We start from the raw sequence: 19,060 nt of genomic DNA, 5'->3' as shown, positions 1-19,060 counted from the left end.
AATGATGAAAAGCGCCAACGTGTTTGGCGCTTTTTTGTTGATTAGCAGGCGTAGCTTTTGTGAATGTCAGCTCGATTGATTATGTCTGCGGTTTGAGCGACGAATGCTTGAAAGTGCGTACTCGCCATATGTTCATCCAGTGCGGCTTGGGATTGCCAAATTTCGTACATCCAGAAGATATTTTCATCATCTAATGAGTGATGCAGTTTGTATTCGATGCAGCCAGCCTCGGTATGAGTGTCTGTCACGAGTTGCTTGAGTATCTTAAATAGCGTATCGCTTTGGCCTTGATTCGCTATGATTTGAGCAAATACTGTTATTTTCATTGGTTAAAACCTTCTAAAACAATTTTACCGATCGCTTTGCCAGACTCTATCTGAGCGTGAGCTTTGATTAAGTTTTGGGCATTAATGGTGCCGTAGTGCTCACCGAACGTACTCTGTAACTCGCCTGTATCGATAAGGGCGCTTAAGCGGTTGAGTAAGTGATGTTGCGCAATCATATCCTCGGTCTGATATAGGCTGCGGGTAAACATCAGTTCCCAGTGTAAGGATAAGCTTTTGCGCTTAAGTTTCATCACATCTAATGGCCCCTTAGGATCATCGATTAATGCTAGTTTTCCTTGTGGCTTAAGCACTTGTACTATTTCATCAAAATGCTGATCGGTTTGGGTTAAGCTAATCACATGGGTCACATCAGTAATGCCAATATTGGCAAGTTCCTGTGAAAGTGGCTTGGTGTGGTCGATAACAGCATCGGCACCAAGTTTGTGCACCCAAGCGGCGGATTCTGGACGAGATGCAGTGCCTATTACTTCTGCACCTGTGAGTTTTACTGCAAGCTGAGTGATGATTGAACCCACACCGCCGGCCGCACCGATAATTAAAATACGGGCGTCAGTTGCCGAACCATCTTGGGGTAAAGCTAAACGGTCGAATAAAATCTCCCATGCCGTAATCCCCGTTAAAGGTAATGCCGCGGCTTGGGTATAGGTTAAACTTTTAGGTTTATGGCCGACAATTCGCTCATCAACCAATTGATATTCTGCGTAACTTCCGCTGCGACTGATATCGCCCGCATACCACACTTCATCGCCAACGTTGAAAAGACTGACTTTCTCACCAACGGCTTTGACGACACCGACCGCATCCCAGCCGATAATTTTGTATTCGCCTGCAGGTGCAGAGCTAGATGCACGGATTTTTGTATCAACCGGATTGACAGAAATGGCTTTGATTTCCACTAAAAGGTCAAAACCTGTCGCCGTTGGCTCGGCTAGCGTGATGTTTTCTAATGCATTGGGCGCTGTGATTGCACCCGCTGTCTGGTAACCAATGGCTTTCATGTTTATTCCTCTGGGTGTACTTGCTGGAGTCTACTTGTTTGAGTGTACTTGTATCGTGTAGCCATTGTGTGGAATATTAGCCAAGAGATAAACAGGATAAAGTTTGTAATTTTTTCAAAGGATTTTTGATAATCATGCTAATTAATGATTTAGCTTTGTTCGTGCGAGTCGCTGATTGCGGCAATATATCTGCCGCAGCAGCCGAGATGGATATCTCGGCTGCTTCTGCCAGTGCAGCAATAAAACGGCTTGAGAAACAGCTCGATACTAGTTTATTTATCCGCACGACACGCAGCTTACGTTTGACTGTGCAAGGTGAACGTTATCTTATTCATTGCCGACGTGCGCTAAGCGATTTAGCGCTTGGCGAACAAGCTATCGCCAGTGATAAAGGTAAAATATCTGGTACCTTAAGCCTTTCGGTTTCTTCAGACTTTGGCCGTAATCTGTTTGTGCCTTGGCTCGACGAGTTTTTGCTCGATTTTCCTCAACTACAAGTGCGCTTGCACCTTGGCGACAATATCAGCAGTTTTTACCACGATAAAATTGATGTCGCCGTGCGCTATGGAAAACCGCAGGATTCTAACCAAGTGGCTTTCCCTATCTGCAGTGTTGATCGTGTTTTGTGCGCCTCACCTGAATATCTCGCCAAGTTTGGTGCGCTTGATTCATTAGAACAATTAGTTGAGCATAATTGCTTGTTTTATAAGTTGGATGATCGCACCCACGATCAATGGCTATTTAGGCGTGATGGTCAAGAATTCAAAGTGCGTGTCACGGGCAATCGTAGTGCTAATGATGCCGAGATTGCCCGCCGTTGGGCTGTGGCTGGCAAAGGGTTGGTATTTAAGTCGAGTCTAGATCTGGCCGATGACTTAATCTCAGGGCGATTAGTACGTTTGTTGCCTGAGTATCAGGGGGAGCCAGTCGATTTATACTTAGTGTGCCCAGGACGCGAGCATGTCACTCCCGTGGTGTTACTGCTTCGCGAAATGTTACGCCAACGTTGTAAAGAGCTGCAAATGCAGTTGGCGGCTCGTCATATTCTCCCACAATACCCTTAAGCAATTGCATTATGGTGGTATATGTAAATAAGCGCACTGCATGTTGTTATTTATTTATAAATAAAGTTTTCTAAATTGTTTTGCTATATAGGCTGGGTTGTTGCTCATTGTGTTTTTTATGTTTAATTTTGCTGGATTTTTCTGATCTAACTCATATTTATTTTAATTTAATATGAGTTAGCTCTTGTGTGAGTTGTAAATATTTTTTTTTCGTGCGTATGATGCAACAAATGTATCTTTTTGTATCTTCAGCTGTGATGTCGCAGTGGAGATTATTTATAGCATGACGTATTGACGAGCAATGTTAACTAAATTAGCCATAAAAAAATATCCAAAAATACCAAAGCGTTTTCTTTTCGCTGTGGGTGAGTGGCTGATATTTGGAATATTATGGGTGAGATTACCTGTGAATATTGCCGCGTTGTCTGATTCTTGTGTTATTAAAAATAATTATTTATCAATGGCTTCAGTGTTGGCGTTTCACTGTGAATCTGTTAGCCATCAGTCAATAGTAATAGTTGGTGAATATAGCGCTCCCCTTTGGACTGGGTTTGCCCAAACGGATTTTGAAAGCATATTTTTGGGAGCGTCTTTTTTCATTTTTTTTGGTTTTATTTATTTCGTCTTAACCATATTTATACGTAGTTATATTACTAATATAGAAAACTATTATTCAGTTTTACTTAATTGGATGAAATCAATTCAAGCAAGTACATCCTAGCGTTAAATAGAGCGCATGCTCACTATCAAGATTTTTCATTAAAAATATAAATCAAGGTTTTATTATGCAACCAACGAATAATCAATATTATTCGTCGATTTCTCGTCGACGAAATAAATGGTCTGTGTTTTTCTGCGTGCAGGTGATGCTGGCCAGTTTCTCCTTTGTCGGCCAAGCATTGGCCGTCAATGAATTTGAGCTAGCAACGGATGCACAAGCAGCAAAATGGTCTGGCTACGTTAATGTGGGTTTTACGCGAAACATTTATGACTCGGAAAGTTATTACGCCTATCAAGCCTACAACATCGATAGCCGTATCGATTACAAGGCAAATTGGGGCAATGTGCTGTTTACCCTTGGGGGTGAAAAGCAAACATTACATGGCAAAGAGTCCAGTTTTTATGATCCTTTGCTGGAGTACCGCACGCCACTGTATGCCTTAACCGATACCGTCTCATTGAAAGGCAGTTTAGGTGTGTATTTACCCGCAGAACGTGAATCAAAACTAGATAGGTTGCAATATGCGCCGCGCATTGCCGCGTACTTATTTTGGAGCCCGCTAGATAACCTAAGTTTTTATTTTTCACCGCGCTATCGCTACAACGCTTACCAATACAAAACCGCTGGTGAACGCGTGTTAGTTGAACAGCAACTCGATGGATTACTCGATGCTTATTGGCAAATAACGGCCAATTGGTATTTGGATATGAGTGGTCGTTATCGGATTTCCAAAAACTATTACGGTCGTCGACTCGATGATCAATTTACCTTTGCCCAAGAACTCGGTTGGTCGTTTAAGCCTGATTGGGTGTTGGCTGTTGGTCACAACAATAGTGGTCGTTTCTATAACCCAGAAGTGGGGACATCTCAGGGATTTGAGATTTATGACAAAAAGAGTTCAACCTTTTATTTGTCAATTACTAAATATCTATAAAAAACAGTAGTTAAGAGGAATCTATGAAGAAGTCCATGCTATGTCTGGCGATCACCAGTGCACTGACCCTTGTGGGGTGTGGTGCCGGCGATGAGCCTTATAAAGAACTCCCGAAAGATGAAAAGCAAGTCACCACTGCCGACATCGATAAAGCAACTGAGCGGCAATATCTCTACATTCGCAGCGTGGGTAAGGCTCCGCGTTATGCTGCCGAGGTGCGAGGTTTTACCCAAGGTGATCCTAAGTTGGTGACCTTGCATAAAACAGAGAATGGTATCCAAGTACGTCAAATTGACCGAGATAATATCGGACTAGGTCATGACAGTCGTTATCCTAATGAGTATAACCAAGCGCCAGTGTTAACCATTCCTGGCGAATATATCGACTTTAAATGTACCGAAGATAAATGGCGTGAGTGCGTTAACGTTGAGCAAGTTAATACAGATGCTAATTTAACATGGCAGGATAAGCGCTATTTTGTCCCTGATTTTGCCAAAGCCAAAATTGCCGAGTTGAGCATTAATGACATTTTCACCTTTGGAGAATGCGTTACTGAAACAGAAGCCCCGCGTCTAGTGAATACTCAAGGCCAAAAAGGCTATGAGATGGATTTAGCTAAGGGCGTGGTTAACTTTGAAATTGAGCATACTTATCAAGCTTCACCAAGTTGCTTTAACCAATTTTACGGTGGCAACCTCGACAACCTATCCTTTACGACCACTGAGTTTATTTCGATTGTGGCGGTGGATCAATTAGCCAGTAAAGACTATCAAGCGATTCCCTATGCTGAAAATGAAAAGGGAGCATTTGGTTTCTTTACCTCCTCACATACCTATCGTGATGCGACTGACTCAGAGGGCGTTGACGGGTATGTGCGAACTTACTTAAATCGCTTCAATCCGGCCAAATCGGAACTGACTTATTACCTGAGTAATAATTTCTACGATGCGAAAAATAAACCCTTTTTGGATGCTGCCATTGAGTCTGTTACGGCAATTAACATTCAAAACAAGTTGTATAAAACCGGTTTTCCACAGATAAAGCTTGAGCAAGCAAACGATAAACGCCATGGCGATCTACGTTATAGCAACATCACTTTATTCGATGAGCCGCTAGATAATGGCTTGGCGGGTTATGGTCCATCAGCGGCAAACCCGCTAACAGGTGAAATTGTTAGTGCGCGAGTTAATCAATACAGCTCGAATCTAAAACAAGGCGCAGTACGTTACTATCGCCAAGTGCGTTTAGATTATAACAGAGGTAAATTGGACGCGAATTCAGTGACGTCGTTAACGGGTGAGCCATATGTCTCTCGTTTGGACAAGCCAGATGTCAGCCTAGACACCGCGCCAGTTGAGGCGGCTGCATTTGAGCAACCCACTCAGCAACTTATCGCTGCACCCAAATCGATGTTATTAACTCCCAAGGATAATAGTTTCGATGCCTTAGCGGATTTTGATAAAAAAACACAAGCGTTTTGGTCTGAAAACTCAATGATGCATGTGGATACCGTGTTTGCTACGGGTGGTAGTGATCGTGAATTACCTCGCGGCATCAAAGGTCATGAAATTGACTGGAAAAAAGCTGAAATGTGGGTTGATGGCAAAGTGGGCGGTAAGTTAGCGGCATTTGAAGATCTGCCCATAAGTTTACAAGACTCCTTAACGACAGCCCTAGCCGCGCAAGCATTTGCTGGCACCTTAACCCATGAGTTAGGACATACCTTTGGCTTAAGGCATAACTTTGCTGGGAGTCGCGACCACGACAATACCTTTAACCAAGCGCAACTGACGGAGTTAAAAGTCGCCTTTAGCGATGCGGGTTACCCAGAAATTACCGTTAATGCCGAGTTTTCCAGCCAAATGGATTACAACGTGAATCGGTTTGCGACCACGTTTGAACCCTATGACTTAGCCGCGTTACGTTTTGGTTATGCCCGTGAAGTAGAAACGAAGGCCAACGAATTTGTGTCGCTCAAAGCGGAAGATGTCAAACGCCGTGACGAACTCGCCAAAGGGGTTGTTAATGGAGATACTCGATTTGGTGTGCTCTATAACATTGAGCAAAACAATAGCCTACGTCAGTATTCTTACTGCACTGATGAACATGTGTCCCTTAACAGCAACTGTAATCGTGGTGATGCAGGTAAAAACTTAGATGATATTAATCAGTTCTATATCGAGAAGTATTTTGATAGCTACGAGACCATGAACTTACGCCATAATCGTCAATCTTTATTTGAAGATCATAGCCTAAGTTACGCCATTAATCGTAAAGCTCAGTTTGATGAAATACGTCAATTCATTGAAGATGTGAGCTTTTTAGAGCAATTATTTGGTCTATCTGAAAACTTTTTCGCTGGTGAATGCGAACGATTGGCGGCGGCAGGTAGCGAGGCTTGGTATTGCGCGAATCAGCGGGCGATGAATCAGTCGGCAGATTTCTTCCTTAAGCTGGTGGGAGAAAATGATGCGACCCTCGATGTGACATACAAGCAAGCCGATGGCAGCGTGGCCTTAAGACAGCAGTATAATTTTGGCAAAGTGCTTGAACAATATCGTTTTAAAAGCGGCGATATGAAGGCGAAGTTTGAGCCAGGTGAGGTGATAAGTCAGTTCTCTGATTCTCCTGAAGCCTTGAAAGAGCTGATCATTAAATCGCAAATTAATCCTAAATTTCAGGATTTATTAACGGCGGATGTCAGCTTTTCGGGTCGCTTACTCAACGGTATTAAAACGCCTGCATCCTCACCTAACCATCCCTATGTGAATGAGCGCGACGTCTTGGGGGTGTGGCCAGATAAATTGTTAGCCGTGAGAGCCTTAGTATCACGTACCACCCCACGTAGTACATCGAGTCTTGGTTATAAAGCATTGGTTGATTTACCTAATGTGGGTCCGGTGTTCAAAGATATGTTGTGTAAGATGACCATGGGCGAAGGCCCAGGGCTAACTCGTGGTAATGCACCCCTCTTTACCGAAAGCTGTGGTGTGAGTGGTAAGCTCGATAGCTATTTGCCTTATTACACTGATTTTGCGCAACAAAGTATTGAGCCATTACCTAATTACGACCGTTCGGTATCACGTTACTTCCAATTCGATACTGTTAACGGGCAGCCAAAAGGTAAGAGTAATTTACTGCAGATGATATTACGTCAAGTGGTGCTTGCATCCGTGGACAGTGACTATCAAGGCGAGCAAAAAGCCAGGCTATGGCGTGAATACGTTGGTATTCGTTTAGCTGGCCCAGCATTGGCGACTCAAGCAGAAGTGACGGTAAATGGCCGAGTGTACGCGGCAACCGCAGAAAACACCTTAGCACTTGCGCTGATCAACCGAATTAAAGAGATGGAAACCTTTAAGACGCAAGCCGGGGAGGCCACGCTTGCCATCAAGTTAAACAATGGCACAGTAGGTGAGATCATTGATAGCCAGTTAAGTCGAGATCAGTTAGTGCTCAGTTACTTACCTGTGCTTGATTAAGTCACTTGAATCAAGATTAGCCGCACCCGCGGCTTTTTTAATACATAAACAAAAGGCCGCTCAGTGAGCGGCCTTATTATTCATGCAATCTTGTATGGCTTAAGACTTAGTGCGTTTCATGGCGGTAAAGAACTCTTCGTTAGTCTTGGTCATCGCCAATTTATCGATTAAGAATTCCATTGCGCTGACTTCATCCATAGGATTGAGGATCTTACGCAGGATCCACATTTTTTGCAGTTCTTCTTGAGTCGTGAGTTTTTCTTCACGACGGGTACCGCTGCGGTTGAAGTCAATGGCTGGGAACACGCGCTTTTCTGCCGCTTTACGTGACAAATGTAGCTCCTGGTTACCTGTACCTTTAAATTCTTCGTAGATCACTTCGTCCATCTTAGAACCCGTATCAACCAAGGCTGTGGCGATAATGGTCAAGCTGCCGCCGTGTTCGATGTTACGTGCCGCACCGAAGAAGCGTTTTGGACGGTGCAGGGCGTTGGCATCTACACCACCAGTTAACACTTTGCCCGATGATGGGATAACAGTGTTATAAGCACGGGCTAAACGGGTAATCGAATCGAGTAAGATAACGACGTCTTTCTTGTGCTCAACCAAACGTTTTGCTTTTTCAATCACCATTTCGGCAACTTGAACGTGACGGCTGGCTGGTTCATCGAAGGTTGATGCGATAACTTCGCCTTTAACGAGGCGTTGCATCTCAGTTACTTCTTCTGGGCGTTCGTCGATCAGTAATACCATCAACACCACTTCTGGGTTGTTGTAGCTGATGCTTTGAGCAATACCTTGGAGTAATAGCGTTTTACCGGCTTTTGGTGGTGCAACGATCAAACCACGTTGACCTTTACCAATTGGTGAGCATAAATCCAGAATACGCGCGGTAATATCTTCAGTTGAGCCGTTGCCGCGCTCCATACGCATACGTTCTTCTGCGTGGAGTGGGGTTAAGTTTTCAAAGAGGATTTTATTACGGGAGTTTTCTGGTTTATCGAAGTTAACTTCGTTGACTTTCAATAGAGCAAAATAACGCTCGCCTTCTTTTGGTGGGCGAATTTTACCAAAAATGGTATCACCCGTTCGCATGTTGAAGCGGCGAATTTGGCTTGGTGAGACATAGATGTCATCTGGACCAGCTAAATAAGAACCGTCTGAGCTGCGTAAGAAGCCGAAACCGTCTTGGAGTATTTCTAATACCCCACCACCGAAAATGTCTTCTCCACTTTTTGCGTGGGCTTTAAGGATTGAGAAAATAATGTCCTGCTTGCGAGCGCGGGCCATATTTTCGAGCTTCATATTTTCAGCTAGCGAGACTAGGTCAGAAATCGGCGTGTCTTTTAATTCAGTTAAGTTCATTTTGGGGGTCTTGTGTTACGCGACAAAGCTTACCGCGATCAATCAGTAAGGATGTAATTCAGGATAGTGATTGACGAGCGAGAAGAGGTTATTAGAAAGAATCTGGTTATTAAAGTAGCACTAACAAAGCGGGGCGTCCAGAAATTTAGGGAAATTCCGGCACAATTAATTTATAGCTTGTGCCGGAGGTCACTCATTACGACGTCAAATTAGATTTGAGCGTCGATAAACTCTTTCAATTGCGTTTTTGAGAGTGCGCCAACTTTAGTCGCGGCTAATTCGCCGTTCTTGAATAGCAGTAAAGTTGGGATGCCACGAACGCCATATTTCGCTGGAGAAACATTGTTTTGGTCAACGTTTAATTTAGCGATAGTCAAGCGACCAGCATATTCTTCAGACACATCGTCTAAAATTGGAGCGATCATTTTACAAGGACCACACCACTCGGCCCAGAAGTCTACCAATACTGGCAAATCAGACTTTAATACGTCGTTTTCGAAGCTGTCGTCACTCAGGTATATAATTTTATCGCTCATGATGTTCTCCAGTTTGGGTGCCATTGCTGGTTTGTTAATGGCTTACCATGTATATTGGGGCTGAAAAATAGCTTTTCAAGTTACCTTTTTACAATGTGGCTATTTCAAACGATCGAGTATCTTATTGCAACCTCAACAGGTAAGCTTGCGCTATGAGCGAAACACATCTATCTACCCAAAGGTTTGCCGACCTACCTCTACATCCTGAGGTTAAACAGGCCCTTGCCGAGAACGGCTTCGAATTTTGTACGCCGATTCAGGCGTTATCACTGCCTGTATTACTCCAATCAAAAGATATCGCAGGCCAAGCACAAACGGGCACTGGTAAGACAATGGCCTTTTTGGTCGCCACGTTTAATCATTTATTATCGACTCCCATACCTGAAGGTCGACTGATTAATCAGCCCCGCGCCATCATTATGGCCCCGACTCGCGAACTGGCGATTCAGATTGCCAAAGATGCGATTTTACTCGCCAAGCACACACACTTAAAGGTGGGTATTGTTTATGGCGGTGAAAGTTACGATGTGCAGCGTAAAGTATTAGATCAAGGTGTTGATATCTTGATTGGTACAACGGGTCGAATTATCGACTACGTTCGCCAAGGTATTATTGGCTTGAATTCAATTCAGGCTGTGGTACTTGATGAAGCCGATCGTATGTTTGATCTTGGTTTTATTAAAGATATCCGCTTCTTATTTAGACGTATGCCTGAGGCAAATCAACGTCTTAATATGCTATTTTCGGCAACCTTGTCCATGAAAGTACAAGAGCTGGCTTATGATCATATGAATGAGCCCGTTAAAGTTGAAATCGCCCCCGAAGAAAAAACCTCCAAAAACATCAAAGAAGAAATCTTCTATCCTTCCCAAGAAGAGAAGATGCGTTTGCTGTTGACCTTGATTGAAGAAGATTGGCCAGAAAAAGCCATTGTTTTCTCCAACACTAAGCACAGTTGTGAAACGCTTTGGTCTTGGCTTGAAGGTGACGGACATCGTGTGGGTTTATTAACGGGTGATGTGCCACAGAAAAAGCGTATTCGTATCCTTGAGCAATTTACCAGTGGCCAGCTAGATATATTGGTTGCTACTGATGTTGCGGCTCGTGGTTTACATATTTCTGACGTTTCACACGTGTATAACTATGATTTACCTGATGATTGCGAAGACTATGTTCACCGAATCGGTCGTACGGGTCGTGCGGGTAACAAAGGCATGTCGATAAGCTTTGCCTGTGAAGAGTACGCATTGAACTTGCCTGCAATCGAAAGCTATATCAATCATTCGATTCCAGTAAGTAATTACGACAGTGAAGCTTTACTGGCCGATATTCCTACGCCAGCGAAGATCCACCGTAAACACCCTAGCGGCACTCGAAACTTGCGTGATCGTTCAGGGGCAAGCCGGCCAGGTGCTCAACGCAGTGGTGCTCGCCCTCCTCGTCATGATAGGACACGTAGACATTCGTAAATGCCAACACCCGCTTATGCCGCTATAACATTAGGCTCAAATAGTTTTAATATGCTGATCGCCAAAACGCGTGGTGGTCAGCCGCATATTATTGCGAAATATAAACGCAAGGTGAGGCTCGCCGAAGGCATAGGCAACGATGGCAAATTAAGCCCCGATGTCATGCAGCGCGGCCTCGACTGTTTGAGTATGTTTGCCCAGATGTTGGTGCAACATAAGATTGAAGCAAACCATGTCGCTGTGATTGCTACCGCAACCCTTCGCAGTATTAGCAATGCCGATGAGTTTAATCGGCGTGCATTGCCACTCTTAGGTCATCCGATCGAAATTATCTCTGGTATGCGTGAAGCAGAGCTTATTTATCAAGGTATGGTGGCGACCACTTGTGGTCAAGGCCGTCGCTTAGTTATTGATATCGGTGGGGCGAGTACAGAGTTTATCATTGGCGATGGGCATCAAGTGCTGTTCAAAACCAGCTTGCCCTTTGGTAGCGTGACTTATAATCGCCAATTTTTCAGCAGTTTGCCGCTGCAGCAGTTAGATTTCGATGATGCTAAGCAGCAAGTGCTAACCGCATTAGCTGAGCATAGACAAACCCTACGTGATCTTGGTTGGCATTGTGTCGTTGGTGCCTCCGGGGCTGTACAGTCCGTGGTAGAAGTGCTACTCCACCGAGGGTTATCTGAAACTATCACACTCGATGTGCTTACTCAGTTGAAGGCTGAGATCCTCACTCAAGAAGATATTAGCTTAATGGGGATTGCTGGGCTTTGCAGCGAGCGAGCACCGACTTTTGCTGCGGGTGTCGCTATTTTATTGGCTTTGTTTGAGTTGCTGGGGATCGAGCATTTAGCCTTATCTGGCGGCGCGTTACGTGAAGGTGTTTTAGTGATGTTAGCTCAGCGTATTATTGACGAAGTCAGCTAATATTTTATTGAAACATGATAAAAACCAAAGGCCGCGATGCGGCCTTTATTGTTTGTATATTCTTTGTACTGTGTCGATTATTTCAATAAATCGGCGAGATCTTTTTCTAAGGAAACCGTTGGGCGTTCTACGATGCGGCCAACTTCTTTACCTTGCTGCAGTACAATAAAGGTTGGAATGCGGGTAAAGTCGTATTTTGCGGCTAAGCCTTCGGGATCTTTTTTCGTTCGGTCGACACCAATATAGGTCACTTTAATATTGGGATTAGTGACTTCTTCCATAATACGGATAAAGCGCGGCGTTTCCCGGTGACAATCTGGGCACCAAGTACCAATGATCACTACAATTTCTGTAGGTTCAGTGATGCTTTTAAGCGGGGTGATTGCAGTGGTATCGACTTGATAGGTTTTATACCCTTCAGCAAACTCATTGAGATCTGTGACTAAATGTTGTGCTTCTACTATGCCAGTTAAAATCACTTCTTGTTTCTCCTCACTGCAGGTCGCAATTAAACCCTGTTGTTGTTCTTCAAATCCACAGCCACCATTGGCTAGTACCTGACAACTAAAAAATAAGGCGGTAGTGGCTAGGAATGCCTTAACGTTATTGTGCATGATGCGCCCTCGAAATCGAAGAGAAAGAATGAAATTTGATTCAAACATTATTCTGGATACGATTAAAGCGATTAATTGATTTGCTGCAAGCAAGATCACGCATTGCTAATATCTATCAGCTTAACGATCACATAATTACATGTTTTTCGGAGTTAAGGCATTGAAAAAGTTCATCCCCGAATCGTGATTCGGGGACAGAACACATTGAGAGGATAAGGTAAATTGCTGGATTACTGAGCCAGAATTTTTTCAAGAATAGGCTTATTAGCCTCGGGGAAGTCGTAATTGGTTAAGTCGGTTTTAGTGACCCAAGCGATAAGCTGACCTTCGAGGCCTTGAGCTGTGCCGTTAAATTCTGTGACTGAATGGATATCGAGTAGCACTTGTTTATCGGGATAATCGAAACTCAACGCCATAAATGGCTGACTATCGGTGACATCGAGTGCAACTTCCTCTTTGAGTTCACGGATCAATGCCTGAGTGACTGTTTCGCCAGTCTCAACTTTACCGCCAGGAAATTCCCATTTCCCACCTTGATGTAAATGATCTGGGCGTTTTGCCAACAGAATTTCACCGGCCGAGTTAGTAATAATGCCGACGGCAACATGGATGCGTTTAGTCATAATATTTATCGATTAATGAGTGGGTAAAAGTAAGTGCATTAAAGGCTTGAGCTGAGTGATTCGTGTATAAACCCACAAATTACTCTTTAAAAAAATCGCCTTCATCGAGATCAAATTCATCAAATGCTTCTGGATCAAATTCGGCTTTGACTGGGATGACGTGTTTTTCTGACGCCCAATCGCCGAGGTCGATCAACTTACAGCGCTCGCTGCAAAAAGGTTTAAATGCAGATTGTGGCACCCACTCGACAGGGGCTTTGCAAATAGGGCAGTTAACGGTCAATGGCATAATTGTTCTCTTGGTTAACGGCGATAAAGCGGCCGCCAATACGAATGTCTTTCAGGCCATTAGTGTAAAGGCTTCATGCACAGGTAGCCAGTAAGAAATCAATTGAACGGTCGGAGTGGCGTTGTTGTTCAAACTGCACAAAATGGATAGCGAAACGGTTTTTATGGCCGCTAATCGTAGGATAACACCCGTGGGAAGCATCGACTTTAACCCTTACCAAAGCAAGTGCTTGGGCACTGTCACCTTGATAAAAGCCAGCATGGGCAACGGCATTGTCGTAATGGGCTGTACTGCGGGTGAGTTGGAGTAATAGTGTGATGGGGGTGAGCAAAGGTTCGAAATGCGCTATCCAAGAGCGATAATCGTGCTGTTTTTCTTCCCAAGGTTTAGATAGCCAATAATGCAGTTGTGGTAGGTCGAAGTTACAGCAAGCACCTGGCATGCCGAAGCGTTGTCGTAGTGCGGAAATAAATTTGTCTTGTTTTAATTGGCTGCCGAAGCGTTCAGGCTTTTGTAACGGTTCGCGGGCTTGGGTGAGGGCGTTGATATAGATATTGATTTGCTGGTGGTCGACGTGATCTAATTCTTGCCATTTGTTCAGTTGCAGCAAGTGCCGCTCAATATCTTTTAATACTTCATTGCGATAATCGCAGCGTTCAGACAATTCACAGAGGGAAAACAGCGGATAAAAACATCTATGTTGGTGGTCATTGCTTAGGTTACTTTGCAGCTGTTTATCGAGGTATTCGAGCCGCAAGTAGCTGCGAATTTTCTCGTTTAGGGGCTGTTCGTAAACTAATTTAGTCATGGGCGTTATGAGTACCAGATAGTTGTAAATAGCGTTGGTGCAATGCTAGCACCTCTCGTTTTAAGGTTGATATCTCTCCCTGATTATCAATAATGTCGTCGGCTCGGGCGAGTTTTTCGCTGCGGCTCAATTGGCTATTAATGATGTTATTTACTTGAGATACATCAACATTGTCCCTTTTTATGGTGCGGCTGATTTGCAACTCTGGCGAAATATCCACCACTAAAGTCCGATTGACTAACCTATCTAACCCGTTCTCAAATAGCAAGGGCACGACCATAATTACATAGGCTGAGGTTGCTTTTTCTACCTGCGCTAGCATTTCTTGGCGGATCATGGGGTGCAATAGCCGGTTTAACCATTCACGTTCTTCAGGGTGGCTAAATATCCGTTGCCGCAGTTTGGCGCGATCGAGTTCACCCTCAGGCGTTAACATCTCAATGCCAAAATGGCTAACGATAGTCTCAAGCCCTTTTGAACCCTGAGCGACAACGTCGCGGGCAACGATATCAGCGTCGACTAAGGTAATGCCTTCTGCGGCGAATAAATTGGCAACAGTCGTTTTACCGCTACCAATCCCACCCGTTAAACCAACAATAAATTTGGACATAAAACTCTCTTAAAAGCTATGAAGTACGCTACGCTGCTAGGACGGACTTCGTCCTTACAGTCTACGGAACGGGCTTCGCCCTTACGGTAAGCGAAGCGTTCAGTGAGTGAGCTTGCGAACGTTCCGTTATCCTTAAGTGAAGCCTGTTCTATAACGTACTTAAGTACCAGTCCACTATAGATTGACCCCATATTAGGGCTATCCAGCCTGCGGCAGCAATATAAGGCCCAAATGGGATGGGATTACCTTGTTTGAGGCGTTTACTGACAATCATAGTGATACCGACGACAGCTCCGACTAAGGACGAAAGTAAAATGACCAGCGGCAGCATTTGCCAGCCGAGCCAAGCACCGAAAACGGCGAGCAGTTTAAAGTCCCCATAGCCCATGCCTTCCTTGCCAGTGAGGATCTTAAATAGCCAAAAAATGGACCACAAGCTTAAATAGCCAGCTGCCGCACCGATAACGGCATCGGTTGGGCTCGCAAAGGTATGATTTAGATTGATGATCAAGCCGAGCCAAAGTAACGGTAACGTCATTTGATCTGGCAGCAGCATCTCATCAAGATCGATACCAGTAAGGGCGACAAGTACAAATGTCAGTATGCTCGCAAAGACAAATTGCCAGCTTGGACCAAAGTGCCACGCTAAAGTCGCAACAAGTAGCCCTGTGATGAATTCAATTATTGGGTAGCGGGCGGAAATGGGGGCGTGACAGGCGGCGCATTTTCCCTTGAGCATTAACCAGCCGAATACAGGTAAATTATGCCAAGGTTTAATCGACGTTTTGCACTTAGGGCAGGCTGAGCCCGGCACCACGAGATTATATTTTTCGGGGAAGCTATCTATAGGTGTATTGAGTTTATCAATACCGATTTTTGTGACTATCTCAGCGTGGTATTCCTGCAAATACTGATTACATTCTTGCTGCCATTCCCGTTTCATCATCACAGGAAATCTGTGGATCACTACGTTTAAAAAACTGCCTATGGTGGCGGCAAAAATAAAGCTTAGCGTAATAAAGAGCCAAGGACTCTGATCAAAAGAGTGGCCCAAAAGAGAGATAAATTCTGACATTTAGTTTTCTTATTTTATTTGAATCGAATGAATTAACTGACGATTTTACCCATTTGGAAGATAGGAAGATACATAGCGACAATTAACCCGCCGACCACAGTACCTATGACTACCATCATAATAGGTTCAATTAGGCTTGATAAACCATCAACCGCATCGTCTACCTGCATTTCATATATGGTTGAGACTTTATTGAGCATGTTATCCAGCGAGCCGGATTCTTCGCCTATCATCACCATCTGCACTAGCATATCGGGGAAAAGCCCTGTGGTTTGCATCGCGACATTCATTTGCATCCCCGCCATTACCTCTTGGCGAATATTCAATATGGCTTTGCGATAAACTGCATTACCCGATGCGCCAGCGGCGGATTCTAAGCCATCAATTAACGGCACACCTGCAGCAAATGTGGTAGCTAAGGTGCGGGCGAAACGAGCCATAGCCCCTTTGTGTAAAATCGGTCCAATGGCAGGGATTTTTAGCACGGCTTCGTCTACTCTATCTCGCACCATTTGCGAGTTTCGATGTGCTCGTACAAACAAAAATACGCCGCCAACAATAGCGGCTAAAAAGATGTACCAAGAGGATTGTAAGCCGCGGGAAATATGCAGTACCAGTTGCGTAAAGGCGGGTAGTTCTGCACCAAAGCCCTTAAAAATTTCCTCGAATTGAGGTACGACAAAGAGTAATAACAATGTCGTGACTAAAAGCGCGACTATGACGACCGCTGCAGGATAGAACATGGCTTTCTTAATTTTTGATTTGAGCGCTTCCGTTTTTTCTCTGTAGGTTGCGACGCGATCGAAAACCAAATCGAGTGAACCTGAGTGCTCACCTGCGGCGACTAAGTCTACATAAAGTTCGTCGAAGTAACGTCTATGGGGGCGCATGGCATCGGATAAGGGAATACCCGATTGAATGTCGGTTAAAATAGTACCCAGTAATTCCCGCATTTTAGCTTTTTCATGGCCACGGCCGAGTAGTTCAAATGTCGTTACCAAAGGAACGCCTGCCGCCAACATAGTCGCGACTTGACGGGTCATCATTGCTATATCCATAGGGGTGATATTGGCTTCACCTAACTTAAATAGCGGAGAGGACTGCTTACGAACGCTCTTAGGGTTTACTCCTTGGGATTTAAGCTGACTACGGATTTCGGCTGCGGTTGCACCTCTAAGTTCGCCTGCCGTTTTTTTGCCGTCGCGATTTACGCCTTTCCATTCGAAGGTATAGATTTTGGGCTGGCTTTTTTGCTCGTTTTTCTTAGTTCGAGACTTTCTTGTTGTCGTTGCCGTAGCCATAAATTATCCCTGTAAATAAATCGTTCTAGATTTCTAGTTAACTGAACGCTGTGCTAGCGAAATAGTTTGGACTCTAAGATTCAAATATACGAGTAGTAATACGGTATTGCCTAAATTTTAGATATAAAAGATTGGATTTAGCCAAAACTGGTGACGCGATTGACTTCTGCAATACTAGTTACGCCGTGAATCACTTTCAATAATCCTGATTGCCGTAAATCACGCATCCCTTGCGCTTTAGCTTGGGAGGCGATTTGTAAGGAGTTACCGCCTTCCATGATAGTACGCGCTATTTCATCGGACATCTTCATCACTTCGTAAATACCAACCCGGCCTTTGTAGCCGCCGGAGCAATGCTCGCAGCCCACAGGTTTAAAGGTGGTAAAACCTTGTGTAATTTGTGCTTGGGCAAAACCTAAACGTAATAGTTCATGCTCAGGGATGATTTCAGCTTGCTTACATTCGGGGCAAAGTCGACGTGCCAAACGCTGGGCAATAATCAGGTTAACTGAGCTGGCGATGTTATAACCTGGTACACCCATATTGATTAAACGAGTCAAGGTTTCGGCAGCCGAGTTTGTGTGCAAGGTTGATAACACTAAGTGTCCCGTTTGTGCCGCTTTAATGGCAATTTCGGCGGTTTCAAGATCGCGAATTTCACCCACCATCACCACATCGGGATCTTGGCGTAGGAATGAACGTAAAGCGGAGGCGAAAGTGAGGCCGGCTTTTAAGTTAATGTGAACTTGGTTTACGCCCTCAAGGTTTATTTCTACCGGATCTTCGGCGGTAGAAATATTACGCTCTTCGGTATTAAGAATATTTAACCCTGTATAGAGGGAGACGGTTTTACCTGAGCCAGTAGGACCGGTCACTAAAATCATCCCTTGGGGTTTTGCCAACATCTCAAGATAGAGTTTTTCTTGGTCAGGCTCGTAGCCAAGCTTTTCAATGCCCAATTGTGCGGAGGATGAATCCAAAATCCGCATTACAATTTTTTCGCCCCACAGGGTCGGCAAAGTGCTTACCCGAAAGTCGATGGACTTAGTGCGGGAAAGTTTCATCTTGATTCGGCCGTCTTGTGGCACGCGGCGTTCGGCGATATCAAGTTTCGACATTACCTTTAATCGCGCCGATAAACGATTTGCAAGGCTAATAGGGGGTTCGGAAACTTCGTGGAGAATACCGTCGATGCGAAAACGAATGCGGTAGCGCTTCTCATAGGGTTCAAAGTGTAAATCCGAGGCTCCTTTACGAATCGCATCGGTTAGAATTTTATTGATATAGATAACAATAGGTGCATCATCGCTACTCTCACCCGTTGACTCTTCATTGCGTCTGTCGGTATCTGTTATTTCAATATTGGCTAAAGCCGCTTCATCCATACCGCCTAAATCTAGGCCGCTAATATCTACTTCGAGAATTTTCTCCAGTGCTTTGGCTAGTTTATCTTCTTCAACTAGAATCGCTTCGGCGTGCAAGCCTGCACTAAATTGGAAATCTTCGAGGGCAGCAATATTGGTCGGGTCGGATGTGCCTATATAGAGGCGATTTCCCCGTTTAAATAGCGGTAAGCAGCGGTGCTTTTCAATCAGTTTTTTATTGAGGAAGTCCTCAGGAATCGAAGCAAGATCAAATTCATTGAGATCGAGTAGTGGGGTGCCATATTCCTCGTAGCACAGTTCAGCAATAGCACGTGCTGAAACCAGTTTACTTTGTACTAAAGTGCTGACTAACGCTTGCTTATTCTGACGGGATTTTGTGATGGCGTTAGCCATCTGCTCTTCATTAAGCAGGCCCTTACGAATAAACAGGGTCGATAAACCTAAATGAAGGCCAGTTGTGGGCATTTTTAAAACCTAAACTAATGAAAGATTAAATGGCAGCAGTGCTGCCA

Annotated in this window: 18 protein-coding genes; 6 read left to right on the top strand and 12 right to left on the bottom strand. The window is 44.4% G+C overall.

The annotated features are described in order from the left end of the window. Positions 1 to 41 precede the first annotated feature (41 nt). Together L5M17_RS14145 and L5M17_RS14140 are read right to left on the bottom strand one after the other, a co-directional pair. Positions 42 to 326, bottom strand: a complete 285-nt coding sequence (locus L5M17_RS14145) for a putative quinol monooxygenase (RefSeq protein WP_168825853.1) — start codon at positions 324 to 326, stop codon at positions 42 to 44. Next, the gene (locus tag L5M17_RS14140; RefSeq protein WP_025008131.1) at positions 323 to 1,345 is read right to left on the bottom strand and encodes a zinc-binding alcohol dehydrogenase family protein; all 1,023 of its coding nucleotides are present in this window, start codon (positions 1,343 to 1,345) and stop codon (positions 323 to 325) included. Before L5M17_RS14140 ends, L5M17_RS14145 begins: the two co-directional genes overlap by 4 nt. Positions 1,346 to 1,479: 134 nt before the next feature. On the opposite strand from L5M17_RS14140, the gene L5M17_RS14135 reads away from it, so the two are divergent. The 4 genes from L5M17_RS14135 to L5M17_RS14120 all read left to right on the top strand — a co-directional run bounded on the left by L5M17_RS14135 (position 1,480) and on the right by L5M17_RS14120 (position 7,546). Then, entirely contained in the window at positions 1,480 to 2,409 is a 930-nt protein-coding gene (locus tag L5M17_RS14135; RefSeq protein ID WP_173247888.1) for a LysR family transcriptional regulator, read from the top strand. Positions 2,410 to 2,710: 301 nt separating this feature from the next. Continuing rightward, positions 2,711 to 3,130, top strand: coding sequence for a hypothetical protein (locus L5M17_RS14130; protein WP_173247885.1), 420 nt, complete (start codon positions 2,711 to 2,713; stop codon positions 3,128 to 3,130). Positions 3,131 to 3,194: 64 nt separating this feature from the next. Continuing rightward, positions 3,195 to 4,064: a hypothetical protein gene (locus tag L5M17_RS14125; RefSeq protein WP_219235590.1), complete on the top strand. Its 870-nt coding sequence runs from the start codon at positions 3,195 to 3,197 to the stop codon at positions 4,062 to 4,064. A 23-nt stretch (positions 4,065 to 4,087) separates the two neighbouring features. Beyond that, entirely contained in the window at positions 4,088 to 7,546 is a 3,459-nt protein-coding gene (locus L5M17_RS14120) for a zinc-dependent metalloprotease (protein WP_173247877.1), read from the top strand. Positions 7,547 to 7,645: 99 nt separating this feature from the next. On the opposite strand, the gene rho is transcribed toward L5M17_RS14120, so the two are convergent. Beyond that, positions 7,646 to 8,911, bottom strand: coding sequence for a transcription termination factor Rho (gene rho, locus L5M17_RS14115; RefSeq protein WP_011787892.1), 1,266 nt, complete (start codon positions 8,909 to 8,911; stop codon positions 7,646 to 7,648). 209 nt (positions 8,912 to 9,120) lie between these two features. Further along, positions 9,121 to 9,447: a thioredoxin TrxA gene (trxA, locus tag L5M17_RS14110; protein ID WP_105250415.1), complete on the bottom strand. Its 327-nt coding sequence runs from the start codon at positions 9,445 to 9,447 to the stop codon at positions 9,121 to 9,123. Between the two features lie 152 nt (positions 9,448 to 9,599). On the opposite strand from trxA, the gene rhlB reads away from it, so the two are divergent. Both rhlB and L5M17_RS14100 read left to right on the top strand, forming a co-directional pair. Continuing rightward, entirely contained in the window at positions 9,600 to 10,916 is a 1,317-nt protein-coding gene (rhlB, locus tag L5M17_RS14105) for an ATP-dependent RNA helicase RhlB (RefSeq protein WP_063884693.1), read from the top strand. Continuing rightward, positions 10,917 to 11,843 carry an exopolyphosphatase gene (locus L5M17_RS14100; RefSeq protein WP_219235591.1) on the top strand — a complete coding sequence of 309 codons (927 nt, stop codon included), beginning with the start codon at positions 10,917 to 10,919 and terminating at the stop codon, positions 11,841 to 11,843. Between the two features lie 77 nt (positions 11,844 to 11,920). Here the strand turns inward: L5M17_RS14100 and L5M17_RS14095 are convergent, their stop codons facing one another. The 8 genes from L5M17_RS14095 to pilB all read right to left on the bottom strand — a co-directional run bounded on the left by L5M17_RS14095 (position 11,921) and on the right by pilB (position 19,013). Then, positions 11,921 to 12,457: a thioredoxin family protein gene (locus L5M17_RS14095; protein ID WP_106649212.1), complete on the bottom strand. Its 537-nt coding sequence runs from the start codon at positions 12,455 to 12,457 to the stop codon at positions 11,921 to 11,923. A gap of 230 nt (positions 12,458 to 12,687) precedes the next feature. Next, a complete protein-coding gene (mutT, locus tag L5M17_RS14090) occupies positions 12,688 to 13,080 on the bottom strand; it encodes an 8-oxo-dGTP diphosphatase MutT (protein ID WP_263148195.1) in 393 nt (130 codons plus the stop codon). Between the two features lie 79 nt (positions 13,081 to 13,159). Next, complete coding sequence (gene yacG, locus L5M17_RS14085; RefSeq protein WP_006083355.1) at positions 13,160 to 13,369, bottom strand: DNA gyrase inhibitor YacG; 210 nt, start codon at positions 13,367 to 13,369, stop codon at positions 13,160 to 13,162. Between the two features lie 73 nt (positions 13,370 to 13,442). Continuing rightward, positions 13,443 to 14,177 (bottom strand): cell division protein ZapD, encoded by a 735-nt coding sequence (gene zapD / locus L5M17_RS14080; RefSeq protein ID WP_105250411.1) that lies wholly within the window; start codon positions 14,175 to 14,177, stop codon positions 13,443 to 13,445. Continuing rightward, on the bottom strand, positions 14,170 to 14,787 hold the full coding sequence (coaE, locus tag L5M17_RS14075) for a dephospho-CoA kinase (protein ID WP_105250410.1): 618 nt from the start codon (positions 14,785 to 14,787) through the stop codon (positions 14,170 to 14,172). The genes zapD and coaE overlap by 8 nt, the downstream gene beginning before the upstream one ends. Positions 14,788 to 14,935: 148 nt before the next feature. Beyond that, the gene (locus L5M17_RS14070; RefSeq protein WP_263148194.1) at positions 14,936 to 15,862 is read right to left on the bottom strand and encodes a prepilin peptidase; all 927 of its coding nucleotides are present in this window, start codon (positions 15,860 to 15,862) and stop codon (positions 14,936 to 14,938) included. Between the two features lie 32 nt (positions 15,863 to 15,894). Then, the gene (locus L5M17_RS14065) at positions 15,895 to 17,163 is read right to left on the bottom strand and encodes a type II secretion system F family protein (protein ID WP_263148193.1); all 1,269 of its coding nucleotides are present in this window, start codon (positions 17,161 to 17,163) and stop codon (positions 15,895 to 15,897) included. A gap of 137 nt (positions 17,164 to 17,300) precedes the next feature. Further along, a complete protein-coding gene (gene pilB / locus L5M17_RS14060) occupies positions 17,301 to 19,013 on the bottom strand; it encodes a type IV-A pilus assembly ATPase PilB (protein WP_263148191.1) in 1,713 nt (570 codons plus the stop codon). Positions 19,014 to 19,060 lie beyond the last annotated feature (47 nt).

The organism is Shewanella sp. SW24, from assembly GCF_025653395.1.
In the GTDB taxonomy this organism is placed as follows: Bacteria; Pseudomonadota; Gammaproteobacteria; order Enterobacterales; family Shewanellaceae; genus Shewanella; species Shewanella oncorhynchi.
Note: the sequence above shows the minus strand (reverse complement) of the source record. Positions and strands in the feature narration are given on the sequence as shown.

Coding starts and splice junctions, on each gene's coding strand:
- L5M17_RS14145 (WP_168825853.1), bottom strand. CDS start 326: ATGAAAATAACAGTATTTGCTCAAATCATAGCGAATCAAGGCCAAAGC.
- L5M17_RS14140 (WP_025008131.1), bottom strand. CDS start 1,345: ATGAAAGCCATTGGTTACCAGACAGCGGGTGCAATCACAGCGCCCAAT.
- L5M17_RS14135 (WP_173247888.1), top strand. CDS start 1,480: ATGCTAATTAATGATTTAGCTTTGTTCGTGCGAGTCGCTGATTGCGGC.
- L5M17_RS14130 (WP_173247885.1), top strand. CDS start 2,711: ATGTTAACTAAATTAGCCATAAAAAAATATCCAAAAATACCAAAGCGT.
- L5M17_RS14125 (WP_219235590.1), top strand. CDS start 3,195: ATGCAACCAACGAATAATCAATATTATTCGTCGATTTCTCGTCGACGA.
- L5M17_RS14120 (WP_173247877.1), top strand. CDS start 4,088: ATGAAGAAGTCCATGCTATGTCTGGCGATCACCAGTGCACTGACCCTT.
- rho (WP_011787892.1), bottom strand. CDS start 8,911: ATGAACTTAACTGAATTAAAAGACACGCCGATTTCTGACCTAGTCTCG.
- trxA (WP_105250415.1), bottom strand. CDS start 9,447: ATGAGCGATAAAATTATATACCTGAGTGACGACAGCTTCGAAAACGAC.
- rhlB (WP_063884693.1), top strand. CDS start 9,600: ATGAGCGAAACACATCTATCTACCCAAAGGTTTGCCGACCTACCTCTA.
- L5M17_RS14100 (WP_219235591.1), top strand. CDS start 10,917: ATGCCAACACCCGCTTATGCCGCTATAACATTAGGCTCAAATAGTTTT.
- L5M17_RS14095 (WP_106649212.1), bottom strand. CDS start 12,457: ATGCACAATAACGTTAAGGCATTCCTAGCCACTACCGCCTTATTTTTT.
- mutT (WP_263148195.1), bottom strand. CDS start 13,080: ATGACTAAACGCATCCATGTTGCCGTCGGCATTATTACTAACTCGGCC.
- yacG (WP_006083355.1), bottom strand. CDS start 13,369: ATGCCATTGACCGTTAACTGCCCTATTTGCAAAGCCCCTGTCGAGTGG.
- zapD (WP_105250411.1), bottom strand. CDS start 14,177: ATGACTAAATTAGTTTACGAACAGCCCCTAAACGAGAAAATTCGCAGC.
- coaE (WP_105250410.1), bottom strand. CDS start 14,787: ATGTCCAAATTTATTGTTGGTTTAACGGGTGGGATTGGTAGCGGTAAA.
- L5M17_RS14070 (WP_263148194.1), bottom strand. CDS start 15,862: ATGTCAGAATTTATCTCTCTTTTGGGCCACTCTTTTGATCAGAGTCCT.
- L5M17_RS14065 (WP_263148193.1), bottom strand. CDS start 17,163: ATGGCTACGGCAACGACAACAAGAAAGTCTCGAACTAAGAAAAACGAG.
- pilB (WP_263148191.1), bottom strand. CDS start 19,013: ATGCCCACAACTGGCCTTCATTTAGGTTTATCGACCCTGTTTATTCGT.